The 15,884-nt window shown below is 55.9% G+C and carries 14 protein-coding genes; 2 read left to right on the top strand and 12 right to left on the bottom strand.

The annotated features are described in order from the left end of the window. Positions 1-45: 45 nt before the first annotated feature. The 10 genes from VK70_RS06595 to hemE all read right to left on the bottom strand — a co-directional run bounded on the left by VK70_RS06595 (position 46) and on the right by hemE (position 11,309). The gene (locus VK70_RS06595; RefSeq protein WP_046723022.1) at positions 46-1,230 is read right to left on the bottom strand and encodes a MalY/PatB family protein; all 1,185 of its coding nucleotides are present in this window, start codon (positions 1,228-1,230) and stop codon (positions 46-48) included. Between the two features lie 34 nt (positions 1,231-1,264). Next, complete coding sequence (locus VK70_RS06590) at positions 1,265-1,840, bottom strand: tetratricopeptide repeat protein (protein WP_025697328.1); 576 nt, start codon at positions 1,838-1,840, stop codon at positions 1,265-1,267. Positions 1,841-1,876: 36 nt separating this feature from the next. Beyond that, positions 1,877-3,823 carry an ABC-F family ATP-binding cassette domain-containing protein gene (locus VK70_RS06585; protein ID WP_046723020.1) on the bottom strand — a complete coding sequence of 649 codons (1,947 nt, stop codon included), beginning with the start codon at positions 3,821-3,823 and terminating at the stop codon, positions 1,877-1,879. Positions 3,824-3,863: 40 nt separating this feature from the next. Continuing rightward, positions 3,864-4,667: a DUF92 domain-containing protein gene (locus tag VK70_RS06580; RefSeq protein ID WP_025698280.1), complete on the bottom strand. Its 804-nt coding sequence runs from the start codon at positions 4,665-4,667 to the stop codon at positions 3,864-3,866. Between the two features lie 33 nt (positions 4,668-4,700). Then, positions 4,701-5,324, bottom strand: coding sequence for a fumarylacetoacetate hydrolase family protein (locus VK70_RS06575; protein ID WP_025698282.1), 624 nt, complete (start codon positions 5,322-5,324; stop codon positions 4,701-4,703). Positions 5,325-5,359: 35 nt separating this feature from the next. Next, complete coding sequence (locus VK70_RS06570) at positions 5,360-6,094, bottom strand: glycerophosphodiester phosphodiesterase (RefSeq protein ID WP_025698284.1); 735 nt, start codon at positions 6,092-6,094, stop codon at positions 5,360-5,362. A gap of 70 nt (positions 6,095-6,164) precedes the next feature. Continuing rightward, positions 6,165-7,550: a CapA family protein gene (locus VK70_RS06565; RefSeq protein ID WP_046723018.1), complete on the bottom strand. Its 1,386-nt coding sequence runs from the start codon at positions 7,548-7,550 to the stop codon at positions 6,165-6,167. A 204-nt stretch (positions 7,551-7,754) separates the two neighbouring features. Next, positions 7,755-9,248: a protoporphyrinogen oxidase gene (hemG, locus tag VK70_RS06560; protein ID WP_025694605.1), complete on the bottom strand. Its 1,494-nt coding sequence runs from the start codon at positions 9,246-9,248 to the stop codon at positions 7,755-7,757. Further along, positions 9,245-10,201 (bottom strand): ferrochelatase, encoded by a 957-nt coding sequence (gene hemH / locus VK70_RS06555; RefSeq protein ID WP_025694606.1) that lies wholly within the window; start codon positions 10,199-10,201, stop codon positions 9,245-9,247. Before hemH ends, hemG begins: the two co-directional genes overlap by 4 nt. Before the next feature lie 40 nt (positions 10,202-10,241). After that, the gene (gene hemE, locus VK70_RS06550) at positions 10,242-11,309 is read right to left on the bottom strand and encodes a uroporphyrinogen decarboxylase (protein WP_025694607.1); all 1,068 of its coding nucleotides are present in this window, start codon (positions 11,307-11,309) and stop codon (positions 10,242-10,244) included. 208 nt (positions 11,310-11,517) lie between these two features. Between hemE and VK70_RS06545 the strand changes: the two genes are divergently transcribed. Then, positions 11,518-12,744, top strand: coding sequence for an MFS transporter (locus VK70_RS06545; protein WP_036639080.1), 1,227 nt, complete (start codon positions 11,518-11,520; stop codon positions 12,742-12,744). A gap of 10 nt (positions 12,745-12,754) precedes the next feature. On the opposite strand, the gene VK70_RS06540 is transcribed toward VK70_RS06545, so the two are convergent. Further along, the gene (locus tag VK70_RS06540; protein ID WP_025694609.1) at positions 12,755-13,402 is read right to left on the bottom strand and encodes an O-methyltransferase; all 648 of its coding nucleotides are present in this window, start codon (positions 13,400-13,402) and stop codon (positions 12,755-12,757) included. Between the two features lie 216 nt (positions 13,403-13,618). On the opposite strand from VK70_RS06540, the gene VK70_RS06535 reads away from it, so the two are divergent. Next, positions 13,619-14,776 (top strand): THUMP domain-containing class I SAM-dependent RNA methyltransferase, encoded by a 1,158-nt coding sequence (locus VK70_RS06535; protein WP_046723017.1) that lies wholly within the window; start codon positions 13,619-13,621, stop codon positions 14,774-14,776. Positions 14,777-14,932: 156 nt separating this feature from the next. On the opposite strand, the gene VK70_RS06530 is transcribed toward VK70_RS06535, so the two are convergent. Next, positions 14,933-15,757 (bottom strand): aldo/keto reductase, encoded by an 825-nt coding sequence (locus tag VK70_RS06530; RefSeq protein ID WP_025695806.1) that lies wholly within the window; start codon positions 15,755-15,757, stop codon positions 14,933-14,935. Between the last annotated feature and the right edge of the window lie 127 nt (positions 15,758-15,884).

Below are 15,884 nucleotides of genomic sequence, written 5' to 3'. Positions count from 1 at the left end.
AAAGCTGGCCTCGAGGTTTCCCGGGGCCAGCTTTTTATGCTCTATTTACTTCACAACAACCTTCGCCGCAGCCGCGCTGAACCGCTCCAAGGCTGCCTGCAAAATCGATCTTGGGCAGGCCATGTTGATCCGCAGAAACCCTTCCCCTTCACTTCCGAACACCGAACCCTCATTAAAGGCAACGCCTGCCTCTTGATACATCAGCTTTTTCAGCCCTGCCCCGTTTAAGCCCAGCGCCCGGCAATCCACCCACAACAGGTAGGTAGCCTCTGGCTTCATTACCTTGACTTGCGGCAAGTGCTCAGCCAGATAAGAGACCGTGTGCTCGATGTTGCCGCTGATGTAGGAGATCAGTTCGTCAAGCCACTCAGCCCCTTCGGTATAGGCTGCTTCTACCGCATCCTGTGCGAAAAAGCTGGCCATATGCAGACTAAATGTCTTAATCCGCGTCTCGAATTTGCGTTTCATTTCCGGGTTCGATGCCACGATAAAAGAGGATTGAATGCCCGGCAGATTGAAAGTTTTGGTCGGAGCCAGCGCCATCAGTGTAATGTCCGACAGTTCCTTGGACAGCGAGGCGAACGGAATATGCTTGTGTCCGGGAAGCGCCAAATCACAGTGGATTTCGTCAGAAACCACAGTAACGCCGTATTGCAGGCACAACTCTCCGAGCCGCAGCAGTTCCTCGCGCTCCCACACCCGTCCGCCGGGGTTATGCGGGCTGCACAGCAGCAGCAGCTTGGCGCCGCCCTTCATCAGCCCTTCCAGCTGCTCATAGTCCATTTCATAGCGTCCGTTCCGGTGCACGAGCGGATTGTCGGCCACTTGGCGGCCGTTCATTTTGATGACATCGTAGAAAGGATAGTAGACCGGCGACTGTAAAATAACCTCGGCTCCCGGTTCGCTGAACAGCTCGACCGCCAAGCTTAATGTAGTTACGATACCGGGCGATTGCGAAATCCATTCCTTGGAAATTTCCCAATCGTGGCGGCGGCGGAACCATCCGGTGATCGAGTCAATGTACGAGTCGCTTTGGATGCAATATCCATAAATGCCCTGCTCTGCGCGCCGAACCAGCGCCTCTTTTACAGCCGGTGGACTTTCGAAGTCCATATCCGCCACCCATAGCGGTAAAATATCCTTGTTTCCGAACAGTTTTTCCACTTGGTCCCACTTGTAGGAATGCGTATTGCTCCGGTTGACAACACGGTCAAAATCATACTTTGTCAATGCACTCACCCCATCTTTAAGTTTATCTTATCTATTACCATACCTGATCGAGTTTGTCGGCATAGAAACTAATAGCCCGGGCATATTCGGAAATACCGGGATCGCCGGACGTATCAGCAAGCAAATGCAGCAGAACTCCCATAGCCTTGTCATTTTGCCGTAAATTGTACAAGGTCATCGCATAGAACACTTGAAATTCTCTGTGCTGGGGATAGTCTTCGATCGCCCGCCGCAGCACATTTTCCGATTGTTCGTATTGGCCCAGCGTTCGATATGTACTGCCTAATCCCAAAAGAGCGCCAGGTCTCCATTTTTTGGCCAACCCGGCTGACAAGCTTTGTTCATAAAAGGGAACGGCGGCGCTCTCCAGACCCATAACATCATGTGTCCAGGCGATTTGATAGAGCAGCTCAGCGTAGAACGGGTCCTGCCCGGAGCTTGTGCTCTTCGCTTCGGGTTCGGCTTCGGAAGTAGCTTGCCGAATGAACCGATTGTGACCGGCTGACATGCTGCTCTCATATTGCTGAAGCAGCAGGAGAAGCTTATCCTTCGCCGCTTCAGCCCGCCCCTCTTCGCGCAACCGGACCGCGTCCTCAAGCGTCGATCGCATAAATCCGCCTCCTCGATTATTGCTGCGAACGGCCCGTTACGATTTGTTCGCGATTTTCTCCGCCAGTTCGTTCAGATAAGTCCAGCGATCCATCAGCCGCTCCAGCTCCGCCTCGGCCGCGCGCTGCTCCTCCACCAATTGCTGGAGCTTCCCGGAATCGGCAAAGGCCGCTTCCATCTGCGCGGCAATGGAACTTAGACGCTGCTCGGCCTGCTCAACGAGGCTGTCAATCTCTTCATACTCCCGCTGTTCCTTGAATGAAAATTTCAGCTTTTCCCGGGCCGGAGCCGGAGCAGGAGCAGTTTGTCCTTGCGGAGACTGGCTGCCTGAGCCATGTTTGGCTGCCGCATCCTCTTTCCCATCGCCTGCGGTGCTGCGAACCGGCCCATTCTTGGCCAGCCACTCTTCGTACTCGCTGTAATCACCGACATGAACCCGGATCATTCCGTCCTCGAACGCGATGATCTTGTCCACCGTCCGGTCCAGGAAGAACCGGTCATGCGAGACGGTAAAGACGACTCCGGGAAACTCATCCAGATAGTCTTCCAAGATCGCAAGTGTGCCGATATCCAGGTCATTGGTCGGTTCGTCCAGCAGCAGCACATTGGGAGCGCTCATCAGTACGCGCAGAAGATACAGTCTCCTTTTCTCTCCGCCGGACAGCTTCGAGATCGGCGTCCACTGCATCGCCGGCGGGAACAGGAAGCGTTCCAGCATCTGAGCCGCCGTAATCGAGGAGCCGTCCGCCGTACGGACGACTTCCGCTTCTTCCTTGATGTATTCAATCACCCGCAGCGTGTCGTCCATATCCTGATGTTCCTGGGTGAAATAGCCCAGCTTCACCGTCGGTCCAAGCACGACCTCGCCGCTGTCCGGCTGCAGCTTGCCGGCAATCAGGTTCAGCAGCGTCGATTTGCCGCTGCCGTTCGGCCCGACGATACCAACGCGGTCCTGCGGGACAGCGATGTAGCTCAAATCCTTAATGAGCGTCCGGCCGCCCCTGGACATCACCAGATCCTCAATTTCAAGGATCTTGCGCCCCAGCCTTGTCGAGGCAGCGGAAATCTCCAACTGGCTGCCGGAGGATACGCCCTGCTGGTCTCTCAGCTTCTCGAAGCGCTCGATCCTCGCCTTCTGCTTCGTCGACCGCGCCTTGGCGCCGCGCCTGATCCAGGCCAGCTCGCTGCGCAGTAGGTTCTGCCGCTTCTGCTCGGAAGCAGCCTCCCGCTCTTCGCGCTCGGCCTTCAGCTCCAAGAAGCGGGAATAATTCGCTTCATAGCGGAACAACCGTCCCTGATCCACCTCCAGCATAACGCCCGCCACCCGCTCAAGAAAGTAGCGATCATGAGTGACCATCAGCAGCGCGCCGCGCCGCTTCTGTAAATACTGCTCCAGCCAGGCGACCGAAGACGTGTCGATATGGTTGGTAGGTTCGTCTAGAATGAGCAGCTCCGAAGGTGTAATCAGGGCCGCCGCCAGCGCGACCCGTTTGCGCTGTCCGCCGGAGAGCGACCCCATACGCGCGTCGAACTGCTGAATCCCGAGCTTGGATAGCACGCTTTTCGCTTCGCTCTCCAAATGCCAGACCCCTGCGGCGTCGATGTCCTGACCTTGGCGGACTAGCTCTGCTTCCAATTTCGTATTCCCCGGATCGGCTTCAAGCAGTGCCGTCGTCTCCATGTACCGCCGCATGACGGCCAGCTCCGGATTGTCTCCGGCAAATACCTGCTGAAGCACGGTATACTCCGGATTATAGGGCGGATTCTGCGCCAAAAACTGTACGCGCACATCATTGCCGATAGCAACTTGCCCCTCGTCCGGACTTTCAAGTCCAGCAATAATCCGCAGAAGCGTCGATTTGCCCGTCCCGTTCACACCGATGACGCCGATCTTGTCACGCTCGTCCATTCCGAAGGACGCGTCCTGGAACAGTACTTTTTCTCCGTAGCTTTTGACAAGATGCTCTACGGTCATAATATTCATAGTCGTTATTCGCCTTCCCTGTAGATTTGGAACTAAACAATCACATCAGCCCGCCGATCAGCAGCGCCACGGCTCCTCCGGCAATCGAGCTTAGGGCATTCACCGCATCATTGCTCATCCAATGCCACCCTCTCGCATGCGCCGTGGGCATGCCGCAATGGACCCCGCTCTCCACCTCTCGGCCGCATACGGCGCAGCGGTTCATCTTCTGCACCGTAGCGCCAAGGAGGGAATCGGCAAAAGCGCCAACGAGTCCTCCAAGGAGGCCCGCAGCCGCTAAAGCCACAAACGACTGTCCAGTCATTCCTGTCAAATGCTGCAAAACCCATGATGCGATGCCGATTAGGAGACCGCCCGCCGCAGCCGCAAGCGTACCCGGGAGCGAAACGCCGCCGGAAGCGCCTGTTGGAAGTTTTTTGCCGTTCAGTATTGATCGTGGCGGCTTTTTGTTCAAGGTGCCGATTTCCGTCGCCCACGTATCCGCAGTCACCGTCGCCATCACACCGACGAAGAGCAGCTCCCATGCGGGCAGCGGGTACACGGCATTCAGCAGAACGAACAGCATGCCGAGACCGCCGTTGGCGAACACTTGGCCGGCATCCCGCCTTCCTGTCTTGGCATAGGAACGTTCCAATTCCTCCTTATGCTCCGCCCTGAGCTTCGACAGCAGGCTGGAGGAGATGAAGAACAGCAGCAATATTCCGAACCAAAAGGCGTTGCCCGCTCCGAAATAGACAGTGCCCATGAGCATGGCGGCAAGCATCCCGGATAAACTCAACGAACCCTTATGATAAGCCGCTCCGGCAACGAACAAGGCGCCCAAGGCGCCGATTACCCACTGCATGATTTCAACTCCAGTATATGATCCTTGAGTAAGTTATCCGATGAGGCAGGTGCCCATCAGCCGGTCGCCCCAATACAGCTCGAACGAATCGCCCGAGACGGTAGGACCGACGCCTGCGGGCGTGCCGGTGAAGATCACGTCATCCTTACCTAGCCCGTAGCGGCTGCCGATAAAATCCACAATCGTCTGCAGCGAAAAAATCATGTTCTTCACATTGCCCCGCTGCACTTCTTCACCGTTCTTGCGAACCGTGAAATCGGTCGCTTCCAGCTCTTCCTTGGAAGGAAATGCGATGAATGGGGTCAGAGGCGCGGCATTTTTAAAGCCCTTGGCTGGCGTCCAGGAAAGCCCCTTTTTTTGCAGATCGTTATGAATGTCCCGCAATGTGAAATCCAGTCCAAGAGCCATGGAATCCACCAGTTCTTCCACGCTCATGCCGGGAACGTAGTCACGCGCGATGCGCAGCACAAGCTCGCCTTCATAATGAACCTGACCGGAATCCTTCGGCAGCTGAATGGTTTCTTTGTCAAGACGAACAGCCGCATGAGAGGGCTTCAAGAAAATCAACGGTTCGGTTGGCACTTTATTGCCGAGCTCCTCCGCATGAAGTTTGTAGTTCCGTCCCACACAGTACAAGTTGTTTACAGCAGCGCACATTGGCATTCAGCTCTCTTTCCTGTCAGTTTGTTTAGTCACTTGCTTCCTAAAAACGTCTCCCCCCAAATATCCGGGCGATTCGTACATATCATTATATCAGAATGCATGTCCGCCAGGCGACGCATCTCTTTAGCTTTATTCACCGTCCAGGCCATGATGCCGACCCCGCGCCCCGACAAAAATCTGGCCAGCCCGGGAGTAAGGCGGGAGAAGCCTATAGATAAAAAAGAACAGCCCAATTCCCGCACGCGCCCGGCCGGATCGCCCCACCTGGAGTCCAAGATCAGTCCCCGGCGGATGCCGGGATCGGCTTCTTCGCACCTTAGCAGCGTGCCGGAGTCGAATGATGTCAGCACGGTCTCGCCCTGCATCCCTTTGGAGGCGATCAGCTCCGTAACCGTCTTTTCAATGCCGGGATACAGGTTGCCGGCGTTCTTAAGCTCGATATTCAGCCGCAGCCGCCCTTTGCACAGATCGAGCACCTCTTCCAGCGAAGGAACTCCTTCGCCCCGAAAGGCGCGGCCCTTCCAGCCCCCGGCATCGAGAAGCCGCATATGGCTCCAATCCATATTCTTCACTTTGCCGCGGCCATTGGTCGTCCGGTCCAGGCTGTAATCGTGAATCAGAACAGGCACTCCATCCCTCGTCAGTTGAACGTCGATTTCCATCCAGGTCACATACGGGAGTTCCATCGCCATACGGATGGCGGCCAGCGTGTTCTCCGGAGCCTTGCCGGAAAATCCCCGATGAGCGACGCACAAGTTGTTCATCATACAGCAAGCCCTCCCGAAAAAAATGTAAGCATCCTCCGAAGTGTACAGGCTGCGGATTACCAGGAAGCTAACGTCCGGCCTCCGTCACTCTGCCCGCTTCGTCGATCTCCACTTTGCCGGAAGAGAGCGATTCTACCCGCCGCAGCAGCTTCTGCCCGTCAGCAGCGCTCATTGGCACCGGCTGACCCAATTCGGCTTCAAAAGGCGTAAGCTTCATCGAGCATTGTCCCTGGACGCTGCATTCGGCCTGAAACACCGCCGTCTCCCAGGTGGTCTTCGCAGAAGAACGCGTAAAAATAAAGTTGCCCGTACTATACGCGATCCACTTCCCTTTATACGGCTCAAGTCCCTGAAGGACATGGGGATGCCCCCCGATTACGAGATCCGCGCCGGCGTCGATAAAGCTCCTGCCCAGCGACTGCTGTACCGCATTCGGCTCATTTTCCCGTTCCTTCCCCCAATGGACGATCACGGCGACAATATCCGCTTTTTTTCTGGCTTCGGCTATCGCCTTAAGCGCCGGGCCACTGTCATATGCGGAGGCTACGCCGGGCTTGCCCTTTCCGGCTACCCATCCGGCTTCGGGGATGACCCGCGTAAAGCCGAGCAGAGCAATGGTCATTCCTTTGCGATTAAAATATTGCGCCGAATAAGCCTGGGTGGAGTCTGCTCCGGCTCCGACGAACGGAATGCCTTGTTGACTCAGATTGGTAAGCGTATCCCGCAGCCCCTGCTCGCCCATGTCCAGTGTATGGTTATTCGCCAGATTAACGGCATCCACTCCCGCAGCCTTCAGCGCATTCAGCGCCTCCGGAGGCGACTTGAACACAAAGGTCTTGTTCGCCTCCGTGCCTCGGTCGGTGACAGGCGTTTCCAGATTGATGACGGAAAGGTCATCCTGTAGGAACATCCCGCCCAGACGGGCGTACGGATAGTCATAGCCCTTCTGCTTCAACAGCTCACCGACTTTGCTGGCAAAAATAACATCACCCGCAAAATTCAGCGTTACCGTCTTTCCGCTGCCATCCTCGCCGTCCGGCAGTCCTGCCGACTGCCCGTCAGCTTCGGCTCCCGGCGCCTGCTGTGAAGCGCCGGACTGCTCCGGCCCGCTGCCTGTACTAGCTGCGGGAGACGGCGTCGGCATGGCTTCCGCAGACGGTGCGGCCGAAGCGGACGGCTGAAGCACGTCTGACGGAGCGGCTGAAGCTCCGCCTAATGCCCCGGGCTCAGCCGCTCCAGCGGTTCCCGCCGCCGCTGATCTCTCCGGTGAAGGCGAAGCCGTTCCCGTCTCGGGGAGAGGAATGCTATCGCGGCCCCCTCCGCTGTAGAATAAATAGAACAGCAGAACCGTGATCAGCGCCAGCAAACTGAAGTTGATCCAAGACCAAATCCGGTTTTTTCTCTTCTTTCTGGTGTTATTGCTTCTTTTTTTGCTGGATCTAGGGGGATACATATGTATTCTGACTCCTTTGCCCGCTAAACTCGTTCTATTATATCATATCTATCAATCTCTCCCGAACAAGCAAGAACGAAGACGGAAAGAGGCCCCTTGTCTTCCGAACAACCATGCTGTAAAAAAAACGGCGAAGAGCGGGCAGAACCCGCGCTTCGCCGTCAGCTAATATTGCGATCATGTGATAGATAACGTATGAAGAAATCAGTTCGCTTGCAGTCCTTCGGCAGCCGCCTTCGCCGTAAGCTTCGCAAATTTAATGCAGTCCGGCATGCCGATCCCGTCATATCCGGCTCCGAATACGTGCACGCCTGGAAGGACGGCGGCCAGATCGCTGCGGAGCGCTGCAATTGCGGCCGGATGCCCAACAGGATACTGCGGCATCGAGTTCGGCAGCCGCGTAATTTCCGTGAACAACGGCCGGGCCGTTACGCCCATAATCTCGCGCAGATCCTTGCGCACCAGCTCTTCCAGCGCTTCGTCCGGCAGTTGCACATTCTGCTCGTCGCCCGAACGTCCCACATAACAGCGCAGCAGCACCTTGTCCTCGGGACTCGTATGCAGCCATTTGGCCGAAGTCCAGGTGCAGGCCGTAATATTCCGCCCTTCCTTCCGGGGAACGAGAAAGCCCGAGCCGTCGAAATTACCGTCCATTTCTTTGCCGGAAAAGGCCATAACCACATTGGCAACCGATACATAGTTCACCGCGTCCAGTGCCGATACATCGATATGCGGGCGCAGCAGCTCGGCCGCCGCGAAATTGGGAATCGTGATATAGATGTCGTCCGCAGGCAGTAATTCGCCGTTTCCGAGTTCTACCGCGTAGCGCGCTTGCGGTGAAACAGCTGGTTCCAAAGCAGCCGAGGCCGCAGCTCCCTCAGCCCCGGCCGTGCCGCTATTCGTTTCGGCGATCCGGTCATAGATAGCAATCGCGGCGGTTTCCGTGCGCTGCTCCACATCATACAGCTCATGTATAAGCGCATGCACGAGACTTTGCAGTCCCTGACGGAAGGTCAGGAACATGCTCTTTTTCGTGCCGGTATGCGTCTCTTGAGGCTTTTTCCCCATTATCATGCCGCGAATCAGACTGCCGTGCTGCCGCTCGATCTCACCGAACTGCGGAAAGGTCGCCTGCAGGCTGATCTTCCGCATATCCGCCGCATAAATCCCGGCCAGGAGGGGCTCCGTCAAGTTCTCCAGCACCTCTGTTCCGAAGCGCCGCTCAATCAGCTCTCCAAGCGGCTCGTCCTCCTCCCCGCGCCGGGGCGGAATAACGAAATCCATAAGCGCGCGCAGTTTGCCGGGAAAGGAGAGCAGCCTGGTGCCTATAAAGGGCTTAAGATCCGTCGGAATGCCCAGCATAAGGCCGGCGGGCATCGGCAGCAGCTTACCGCGCTGCAAGATATAAGTCTTCTTGGCGTTCGGATTGGTCGTTACCAGCTCATGGTCGATCTCCAATTCTCCCGCCAGGTCGCTCATTTCCTTCTTGCGGGCCAGGAAGGAATCCGGCCCTTTTTCGATCACGAAGCCATCCTTATGTAAGGTCTCAATTTTCCCGCCAAGGCTGCGCTCTTTTTCGAGAATGACTATTTCCGGCTGGATGCCGGCTTCTTTATAATATTTGCGCACGTAAAAAGCGGCGCTTAGTCCGCTCAGACCTCCACCGATAATGACGACTTTGCGTGAAGCTCCGCTCATGGGCGTCCCGCCTTCAGTTCTCCGGCCCGGTCCCGCACCACATCGCTCAGCACCGCCATGAAAGCCGGGTCGCTGTTCAGCGATTCAATCCGCATCAGACGCATATCCAGCTCGGACGCAACAGCCTCTGCTTCAATATCCAGATCGTACAGCACCTCAAGATGGTCGGATACAAATCCGATCGGGGCGGACAGCACGTATTCCACCTGCTCTTTGCTCAGCTCGTGGAGCGTATCCAGAATATCCGGCCCAAGCCAGGGCTCCGCCGTTCTCCCGGCGCTCTGCCAGGTAAACTGCCACGAGGTAACTCCGGTTTGCTCCGCAACCGCCTTGGAAGTCTCCAGCAGTTGGTCCCGGTATGGATCGCCCATGGAGAGAATCCGCTCCGGCAAGCTGTGGGCGCTGAAGAGCACTCGAACGTCTTCCCGGTTCGCTCCCGCCTCCTCGTACTGGTCCAGCTTTGCGGATACGCGGCGGCTAAGCGCTTCGATAAGCTTGGGATGAAGATGGTAGCTTTCTACAAATGCCATTTGAATGCCGCAGCTTTCCGCTTTTTCTTGGGCCCGTTTAATATAGCCTCCGACACTCATGACGGAATAATGCGGAGCGAGCACGATGCCTATTGCCTGCCTTATGCCGCTCTCCGCCATCCGCTCCACTCCATCCTCGATGAAAGGACGGGCGTGCTTAAGACCCTGGAAGCAAATATATTCGATATCCTTGTCCTTATTATCTCGGCCTAGCGCGTCCTGCAGCGCCTGTACCTGACGGTCCGTATTTTCCCGCAGCGGGAATATTCCGCAGGCGATGGCTTCATAGCGGTCCTTCAGTTCTTTCAGCTGTTCCGCCGATGGCGGATTGCCGCGCCGGATATGCGTATAATAAGACTCAACGTCCTCCAGGCTTTCAGGAGTACCGTAGGACATAACCAGAACGCCGATTTGTGTTGTCAATTTGCAGATCACCTCTTAACGAATAATTATAAGCGGATATTCAGGAGCGCAGCCTAGCTGCTTCTTTGAGCGCCAGCGCTTCCTTGGAATAGCTGTGGACGTACTCCGTCAATTCACGCAGCTTGTCGAGCGATGCTTCGGGGAACAGTCCGTGTCCCAGGTTGAACACATAGCCGGGCTCGCGAATGCCTTCATCAATCAGCGCTTTGGCGCGATCTTTGATAAGCTTCATCGGCGCGGTCAGAATATATGGATCAAGATTTCCCTGGATCGCGAAATTCCCGCCGGTTCTGCGCCGGCCTTCGTCCAGCGGCACCCGCCAGTCCAGACCAATCACATCCGCTTGAAGTCCCGTAAGGGTGGACAGCAATTCGCCGGAGCTCACTCCGGGAAAATAGATTTTGGGCACATCTAAATCAGATAATTCGGCAAAAATACGGGAGACGGTCGGCAGAACGAATACTTCAAAATCCTGCGGCGACAAGGCTCCCACCCAGCTGTCGAACAGTTGAAACGCCTTGCCTCCGCTGCGGACATGCGCCCTTAGGTAAGCGATAACCATGTCTCCGAGCTTGTCCATCAGCATTTCCCAGACTTTGGGCTGCGTGTACATCAGCTCTTTGGTGCGAATATAGCTCTTGGACGGACGGCCTTCGATCAGATAGCTGGCAATCGTGAAGGGCGCGCCGGCGAAGGTAATCAGCGGCACCTTCAGCTCTTTATCCAATATTGCGATCGTTTCCAAAATATGGCCGAGGTCGCCTTCCACATCCACCGGCTTCAGCCGCTCTACGTCTGCGCTGCTGCGAATTGGACGCTCGATGACGGGCCCGATATTTTGCACAATGTCGAACTCCACCCCGATGGAGGCCACCGGATTCATGATGTCGGAGTAAAGAATGGCCGCATCGACGCCCAGTTTACGCACCGGCATCATCGTAATTTCCGCCGCCAATTCAGGCTGCCTGCTGATTTCCAGCAGTGAGTACTTCTCTTTGATCTTCCGGTATTCGGGATCGTAGCGGCCGGCCTGCCGCATGTACCATACGGGAATATGCTCCGTCTCCTGCTTTCTGCAGGCGCGGATAAAAGTATCGTTATAGGTCATGATAAGATCTCCATAGATTTAGATAAAATTTTCTTAAATTATATTATGCCCTTTTTAAAAGAATGTAACAACCGTCACACCTTACAAGGCATGACAATTATTTGACAACGGATGGAATGCGCCTCCGGTTCCTAAGAAAAATATGGTATACTATTAGAATGTCATCTTTGTGAACGGTTTGAATTTTAAAAAGGATGTGAAAAGCACATTGAAAAAGTGGAAAACTTGGGAGACCTGGCAGATCAATCTCTATGTGCTTTGGTTTGGACAATTTCTGGTGAATGCCGGGATGACGATGATCACCCCGTTTCTGTCGCTCTATCTGGCCAAGGACCTTGGCGTTCGCGGGGATGCCGTCGGGATATGGGCCGGTATTATTTTTTCCGCCAATTTTATGACTTCGTTTCTGTTTCAGCCGCTGTGGGGCTCGCTTTCCGATAAATACGGCCGTAAAATCATGCTGCTGCGATCCGGCTTTGGCATGGCAATCGTCATCACGATGATGGGCTTTGCGCAGACGCCCTGGCAGCTGCTCCTTCTCCGGCTGCTCAACGGCACCATCTCCGGATTCAATCCTGCTTCCATCTCACTCGTCTCGGGGACGACGCCGAAGCACCGGATGGGATTCGCCATGGGCCTCATGCAGTCCGGCTCCGTAGCCGGAACGATTCTCGGACCGCTGATCGGCGGACTGCTTGCGGACTGGATCGGATTCCGTCCGATCTTTTACGTGATTGGCCTGCTGCTGTCCATCGCCACGCTGCTCGCCATGTTCCTGGTTAAAGAGAATTTCAACCGCGAGGAAGCCGCCCACAAGCCGCAGGTATCCACTTTGGAAGGATTAAAAGATCTTATCAAGGTTCCGCAGCTTCCGGCGCTGTTCGCCGTCACGTTCCTGATTCAGTTCGCCATGCTAAGCCCGATGGCCTTGCTGCCCATATATGTCGAGAGGCTGCACGGGACCGCTGTCAATATCGCGTTCTGGGCAGGAGTGGTCAGCGCAGTAACCGGGGTCTCGAACATGATCGCCTCGCCGGTACTCGGCAAACTCAGCGATAAGGTCGGCGCTCACCGGATTCTGACCTACGCTCTGATCGGCGCTGCCCTGTTTGTTATTCCGCAGGCGTTCGTCGGCAGCGTCTGGCAGCTCATATTCGTCCGCTTTCTGATGGGCGTCTTCATGGGCGGACTTCTTCCGAGCGTAAACGCCCTGATCCGTTCTTATACACCCGACGGCAAGGAGAGCCGAGCCTTCGGCTTCAACAGCAGCACGCTGGCCCTCGGCAATATGCTGGGATCGCTGATCGGCGGCTTTCTGGCGGGTTATATTGGCATCGAAGGCATATTCATCGTCTCCGGCGCTATGCTGCTGATCAATACGGTATGGGTCCGAATCATGCTGTACAAGGCTGCCCCGATCAGGCTGTTTCGTTAACCTCCCGCCTTTATTTCACAATTGCAAGAGCGAGTCCGTCATACGCGGGCAGCAGCGTGCTGGTTAGCCGGTTGTCACCTGCAATCATCTCGTTGAAACGGCGCATCGCCTGCACGGCAGGCCCGTTCTTGTCCGTATTCAGGGTGCGTCCGCGCAGGAAGATATTATCGCCCGCGATGACCGCTCCCGGCTTCGCCAGCCGTATGGCGTATTCCAGATAGTTCGGATAGTTCTCCTTGTCGGCATCGATAAAAAAGAAATCGAACGTTCTCCCTTCCTCCGCCAGCAGGGCAAGACTGTCCAGCGCGGGGCCTGTCCGGTATTCGACAATGCCGCCGAATCCGGCTTGTTCCAGATGGCGGCGCGCCATCTCGGCATACTCCGGCTTTAGCTCCAGAGAGGTTAATGTTCCTCCGGAAGCCAGTCCCCTGGCCAGGCAAATGCCGCTGTATCCGCCGAGCGCTCCGATCTCCAGCACGCTGGATGCGCGGGAAAGCGAAACGAGCATGCTCAGCAGCCTTCCGTAACCCGGCGCAATCGACACTTCGGGCATGCCACTCACGCGGATGGCCTCTTTTACCGACAGCAGAAGTTCATCTTCCGTATATAACTGCTCACTGTACATCTCTTGATTAAAGTACTGCTCCTGATTAAGCATAACTGATCTCCTTTTTGTTCACATTTTACATATGTAGGCAAGCACTTCCGTTCCCCGGCCAATCGGGACGTTGTGATACGCCCTTCCTTCGCCTATACTAAAAAAAGTATACTGGTCTACGAGATGCGGGTCTGCCCCTATAAGGCGGCTGCTTAACGCTTCTACTTGATTGTACTGGCTTTACTCACATACCTACAAGCAACGGAGTTGAGATTCTTGAGCAAATTGCAGCTGATTGCCACCGCCCCCATGGGACTGGAGGCCGTCGTCGCACGCGAATTAAACGAATTGGGTTATGAAACGGCTACCGAGAACGGCCGCGTTCTCTTCAGCGGGGATTTTATCGATATTTGCCGCTGCAATCTGTGGCTGCGCACCTCGGATCGGGTCCTGATCAATATGGGGCGATTTCCGGCTAAAACCTTTGACGAGCTGTTCGAAGGCGTCAAGGCGCTGCCGTGGCAGGATTGGATTCCCGAGCATGGCGAATTCCCCGTCGAGGGACGCTCGCATAAGTCGCAGCTTACCAGCGTCCCGGCCGCACAGGGCATTGTCAAAAAAGCGGTTGTCGATAAGCTGAAGCAATATTACCGCACCGACTGGTTCCCCGAGAATGGTCCGCGATACGTTATTGAGGTTACGCTGCTCAATGATATCGCGCTAATTACGCTGGACACAACCGGTCCTGCGCTGCATAAGCGGGGCTACCGCAAGCTGGTTACGGAAGCGCCCCTCAAAGAGACCATGGCCGCCGCGCTATTAAAGCTCAGCCGCTGGAACGGCAGCCGCCCTTTGTACGACCCGTGCTGCGGCTCGGGCACGTTTCTGATCGAGGCGGCCATGATGGCCTGGAATATCGCTCCGGGGCTCCGGCGCTCTTTCCCGTCCGAGCATTGGCCGGCGATCCCGCCGGAAGCGTGGCAGACCGCCCGCGAAGAAGCGTTCGACGCCGTCCGCGACGACGATCCGCTGCAGCTAACCGGCAGCGACATCGACCCGAAGGCGATCGATATCGCGCAGGCCGCCGCCAAGAGCGCGGGCCTGTCCGGTGAGATCACCTTCTCCGTCCTGCCCGCTTCCAAAGCGCAGCCGGAAGGCGAATACGGCTGCATCATCACCAATCCCCCTTACGGGGAGCGGCTGAGCGACAAGGAGGAGGCGGAGAAGCTGATCCGCCAGTTCGGGGTTATGATGGCTCATCTTCCGACCTGGTCCTTCTTCTCCCTTAGTCCGGCCAAGCAGTTCGAGCATTATTTCGGCAGAAAGGCGGACAAGCGGCGCAAGCTGTACAATGGACGGATCGAGTGCCAGTATTATCAGTACCTGGGTCCTCTGCCGCCAAGAACGCCGAAGAAGGAGACCGGTGCGCAGTAGTTGAACGCGTACGCGCCTAAGATCGGGTCGGCCTATGATCTCCGGCAGCGAGCGCTATACGAAATACAGGCAGGCTGCGGTACCCCGCGGCCTGCCTGTTCCCTTTATATAATTAGCCTTTAATCTTCCACAAATGCCCTCAGTTCCTCCGGCTCCTTAGAACATCAAATCGTCCGGATGCCTGCCGATGCGTTCCCCGGTATCCAGCGTATCGATAGCGTCCATTTCCTCCTGGGATAACTCGAAATCGAAGATTTCGCTGTTCTCCTTAATACGGGAAGGCGTTACGGATTTCGGAATAATGACGATGTCATGCTGTAATTCCCAGCGAAGAATGACCTGGGAGACCGATTTGCCGTGCAAGCGCGCAATGGAGGTCAGCGTTCCGTTATCCTGCAGCTGCCCCTTCATAAGCGGCGCCCAGGCTTCGATCTGGATATTGTTCAGCAAGCAGAAGTCATGCAGCGGCCGCTGTCTTAGACGGGGATGCAGTTCTACCTGGTTCACTACCGGAACGATGTTGCTGTCATTCATCAGCGACTCCAGATGGTGAATCTGGAAATTGCTGACGCCGATTGCGCGGACGCTGCCTTCCTCGTACAGACGCTCCAGCGCACGCCACGTCTCCTTGTATTTGTTCAGTCCCGGCCAATGAATCAGGTACAAGTCGATCACTTCAAGACCCAGCGCCTCGCGGCTCTTCTCAAAAGCGGCCAACGCCCGGTCATAGCCCTGATCGTCATTCCATACCTTCGTCGTGACGAACAGCTCTTCCCTATGCAGACCGCTGGCCCGAATGGCCCGTCCCACTTCATGTTCATTCCCGTACAGGGACGCCGTATCGATGCTCCGGTAGCCCAGCTCAAGCGCCGCCGTCACCGCATTTTCCACCTCATTGCCCTCGGCTTTATACGTTCCCAGCCCGAAGCACGGCATGGCAACTCCGTTATTCAGCAAAATGGTATCCGATAGTTGTCTCATTCGATCACCCGCTCCTCTATGTACTCGCTCAATTTCAATCTATTATATCACGTTACCCTATTCTGCTAAATTAGTCCCGGGTCATGCGCCTAAACAGAAAAGGCCATTCTTGCAGTCGACCTGCAAA

It is taken from the genome of Paenibacillus durus ATCC 35681 (assembly GCF_000993825.1).
GTDB lineage: Bacteria > Bacillota > Bacilli > Paenibacillales > Paenibacillaceae > Paenibacillus_AQ > Paenibacillus_AQ durus_B.
This window is presented reverse-complemented; position numbering and strand designations above follow the sequence as displayed.

What these genes read in the sequence shown, in the direction of transcription:
- VK70_RS06590 (WP_025697328.1), bottom strand. Translation starts at nt 1,840, where the DNA reads ATGCGATCGACGCTTGAGGACGCGGTCCGGTTGCGCGAAGAGGGGCGG.
- VK70_RS06585 (WP_046723020.1), bottom strand. Translation starts at nt 3,823, where the DNA reads ATGAATATTATGACCGTAGAGCATCTTGTCAAAAGCTACGGAGAAAAA.
- VK70_RS06580 (WP_025698280.1), bottom strand. Translation starts at nt 4,667, where the DNA reads ATGCAGTGGGTAATCGGCGCCTTGGGCGCCTTGTTCGTTGCCGGAGCG.
- VK70_RS06575 (WP_025698282.1), bottom strand. Translation starts at nt 5,324, where the DNA reads ATGTGCGCTGCTGTAAACAACTTGTACTGTGTGGGACGGAACTACAAA.
- VK70_RS06570 (WP_025698284.1), bottom strand. Translation starts at nt 6,094, where the DNA reads ATGAACAACTTGTGCGTCGCTCATCGGGGATTTTCCGGCAAGGCTCCG.
- VK70_RS06565 (WP_046723018.1), bottom strand. Translation starts at nt 7,550, where the DNA reads ATGTATCCCCCTAGATCCAGCAAAAAAAGAAGCAATAACACCAGAAAG.
- hemG (WP_025694605.1), bottom strand. Translation starts at nt 9,248, where the DNA reads ATGAGCGGAGCTTCACGCAAAGTCGTCATTATCGGTGGAGGTCTGAGC.
- hemE (WP_025694607.1), bottom strand. Translation starts at nt 11,309, where the DNA reads ATGACCTATAACGATACTTTTATCCGCGCCTGCAGAAAGCAGGAGACG.
- VK70_RS06540 (WP_025694609.1), bottom strand. Translation starts at nt 13,402, where the DNA reads ATGCTTAATCAGGAGCAGTACTTTAATCAAGAGATGTACAGTGAGCAG.
- VK70_RS06530 (WP_025695806.1), bottom strand. Translation starts at nt 15,757, where the DNA reads ATGAGACAACTATCGGATACCATTTTGCTGAATAACGGAGTTGCCATG.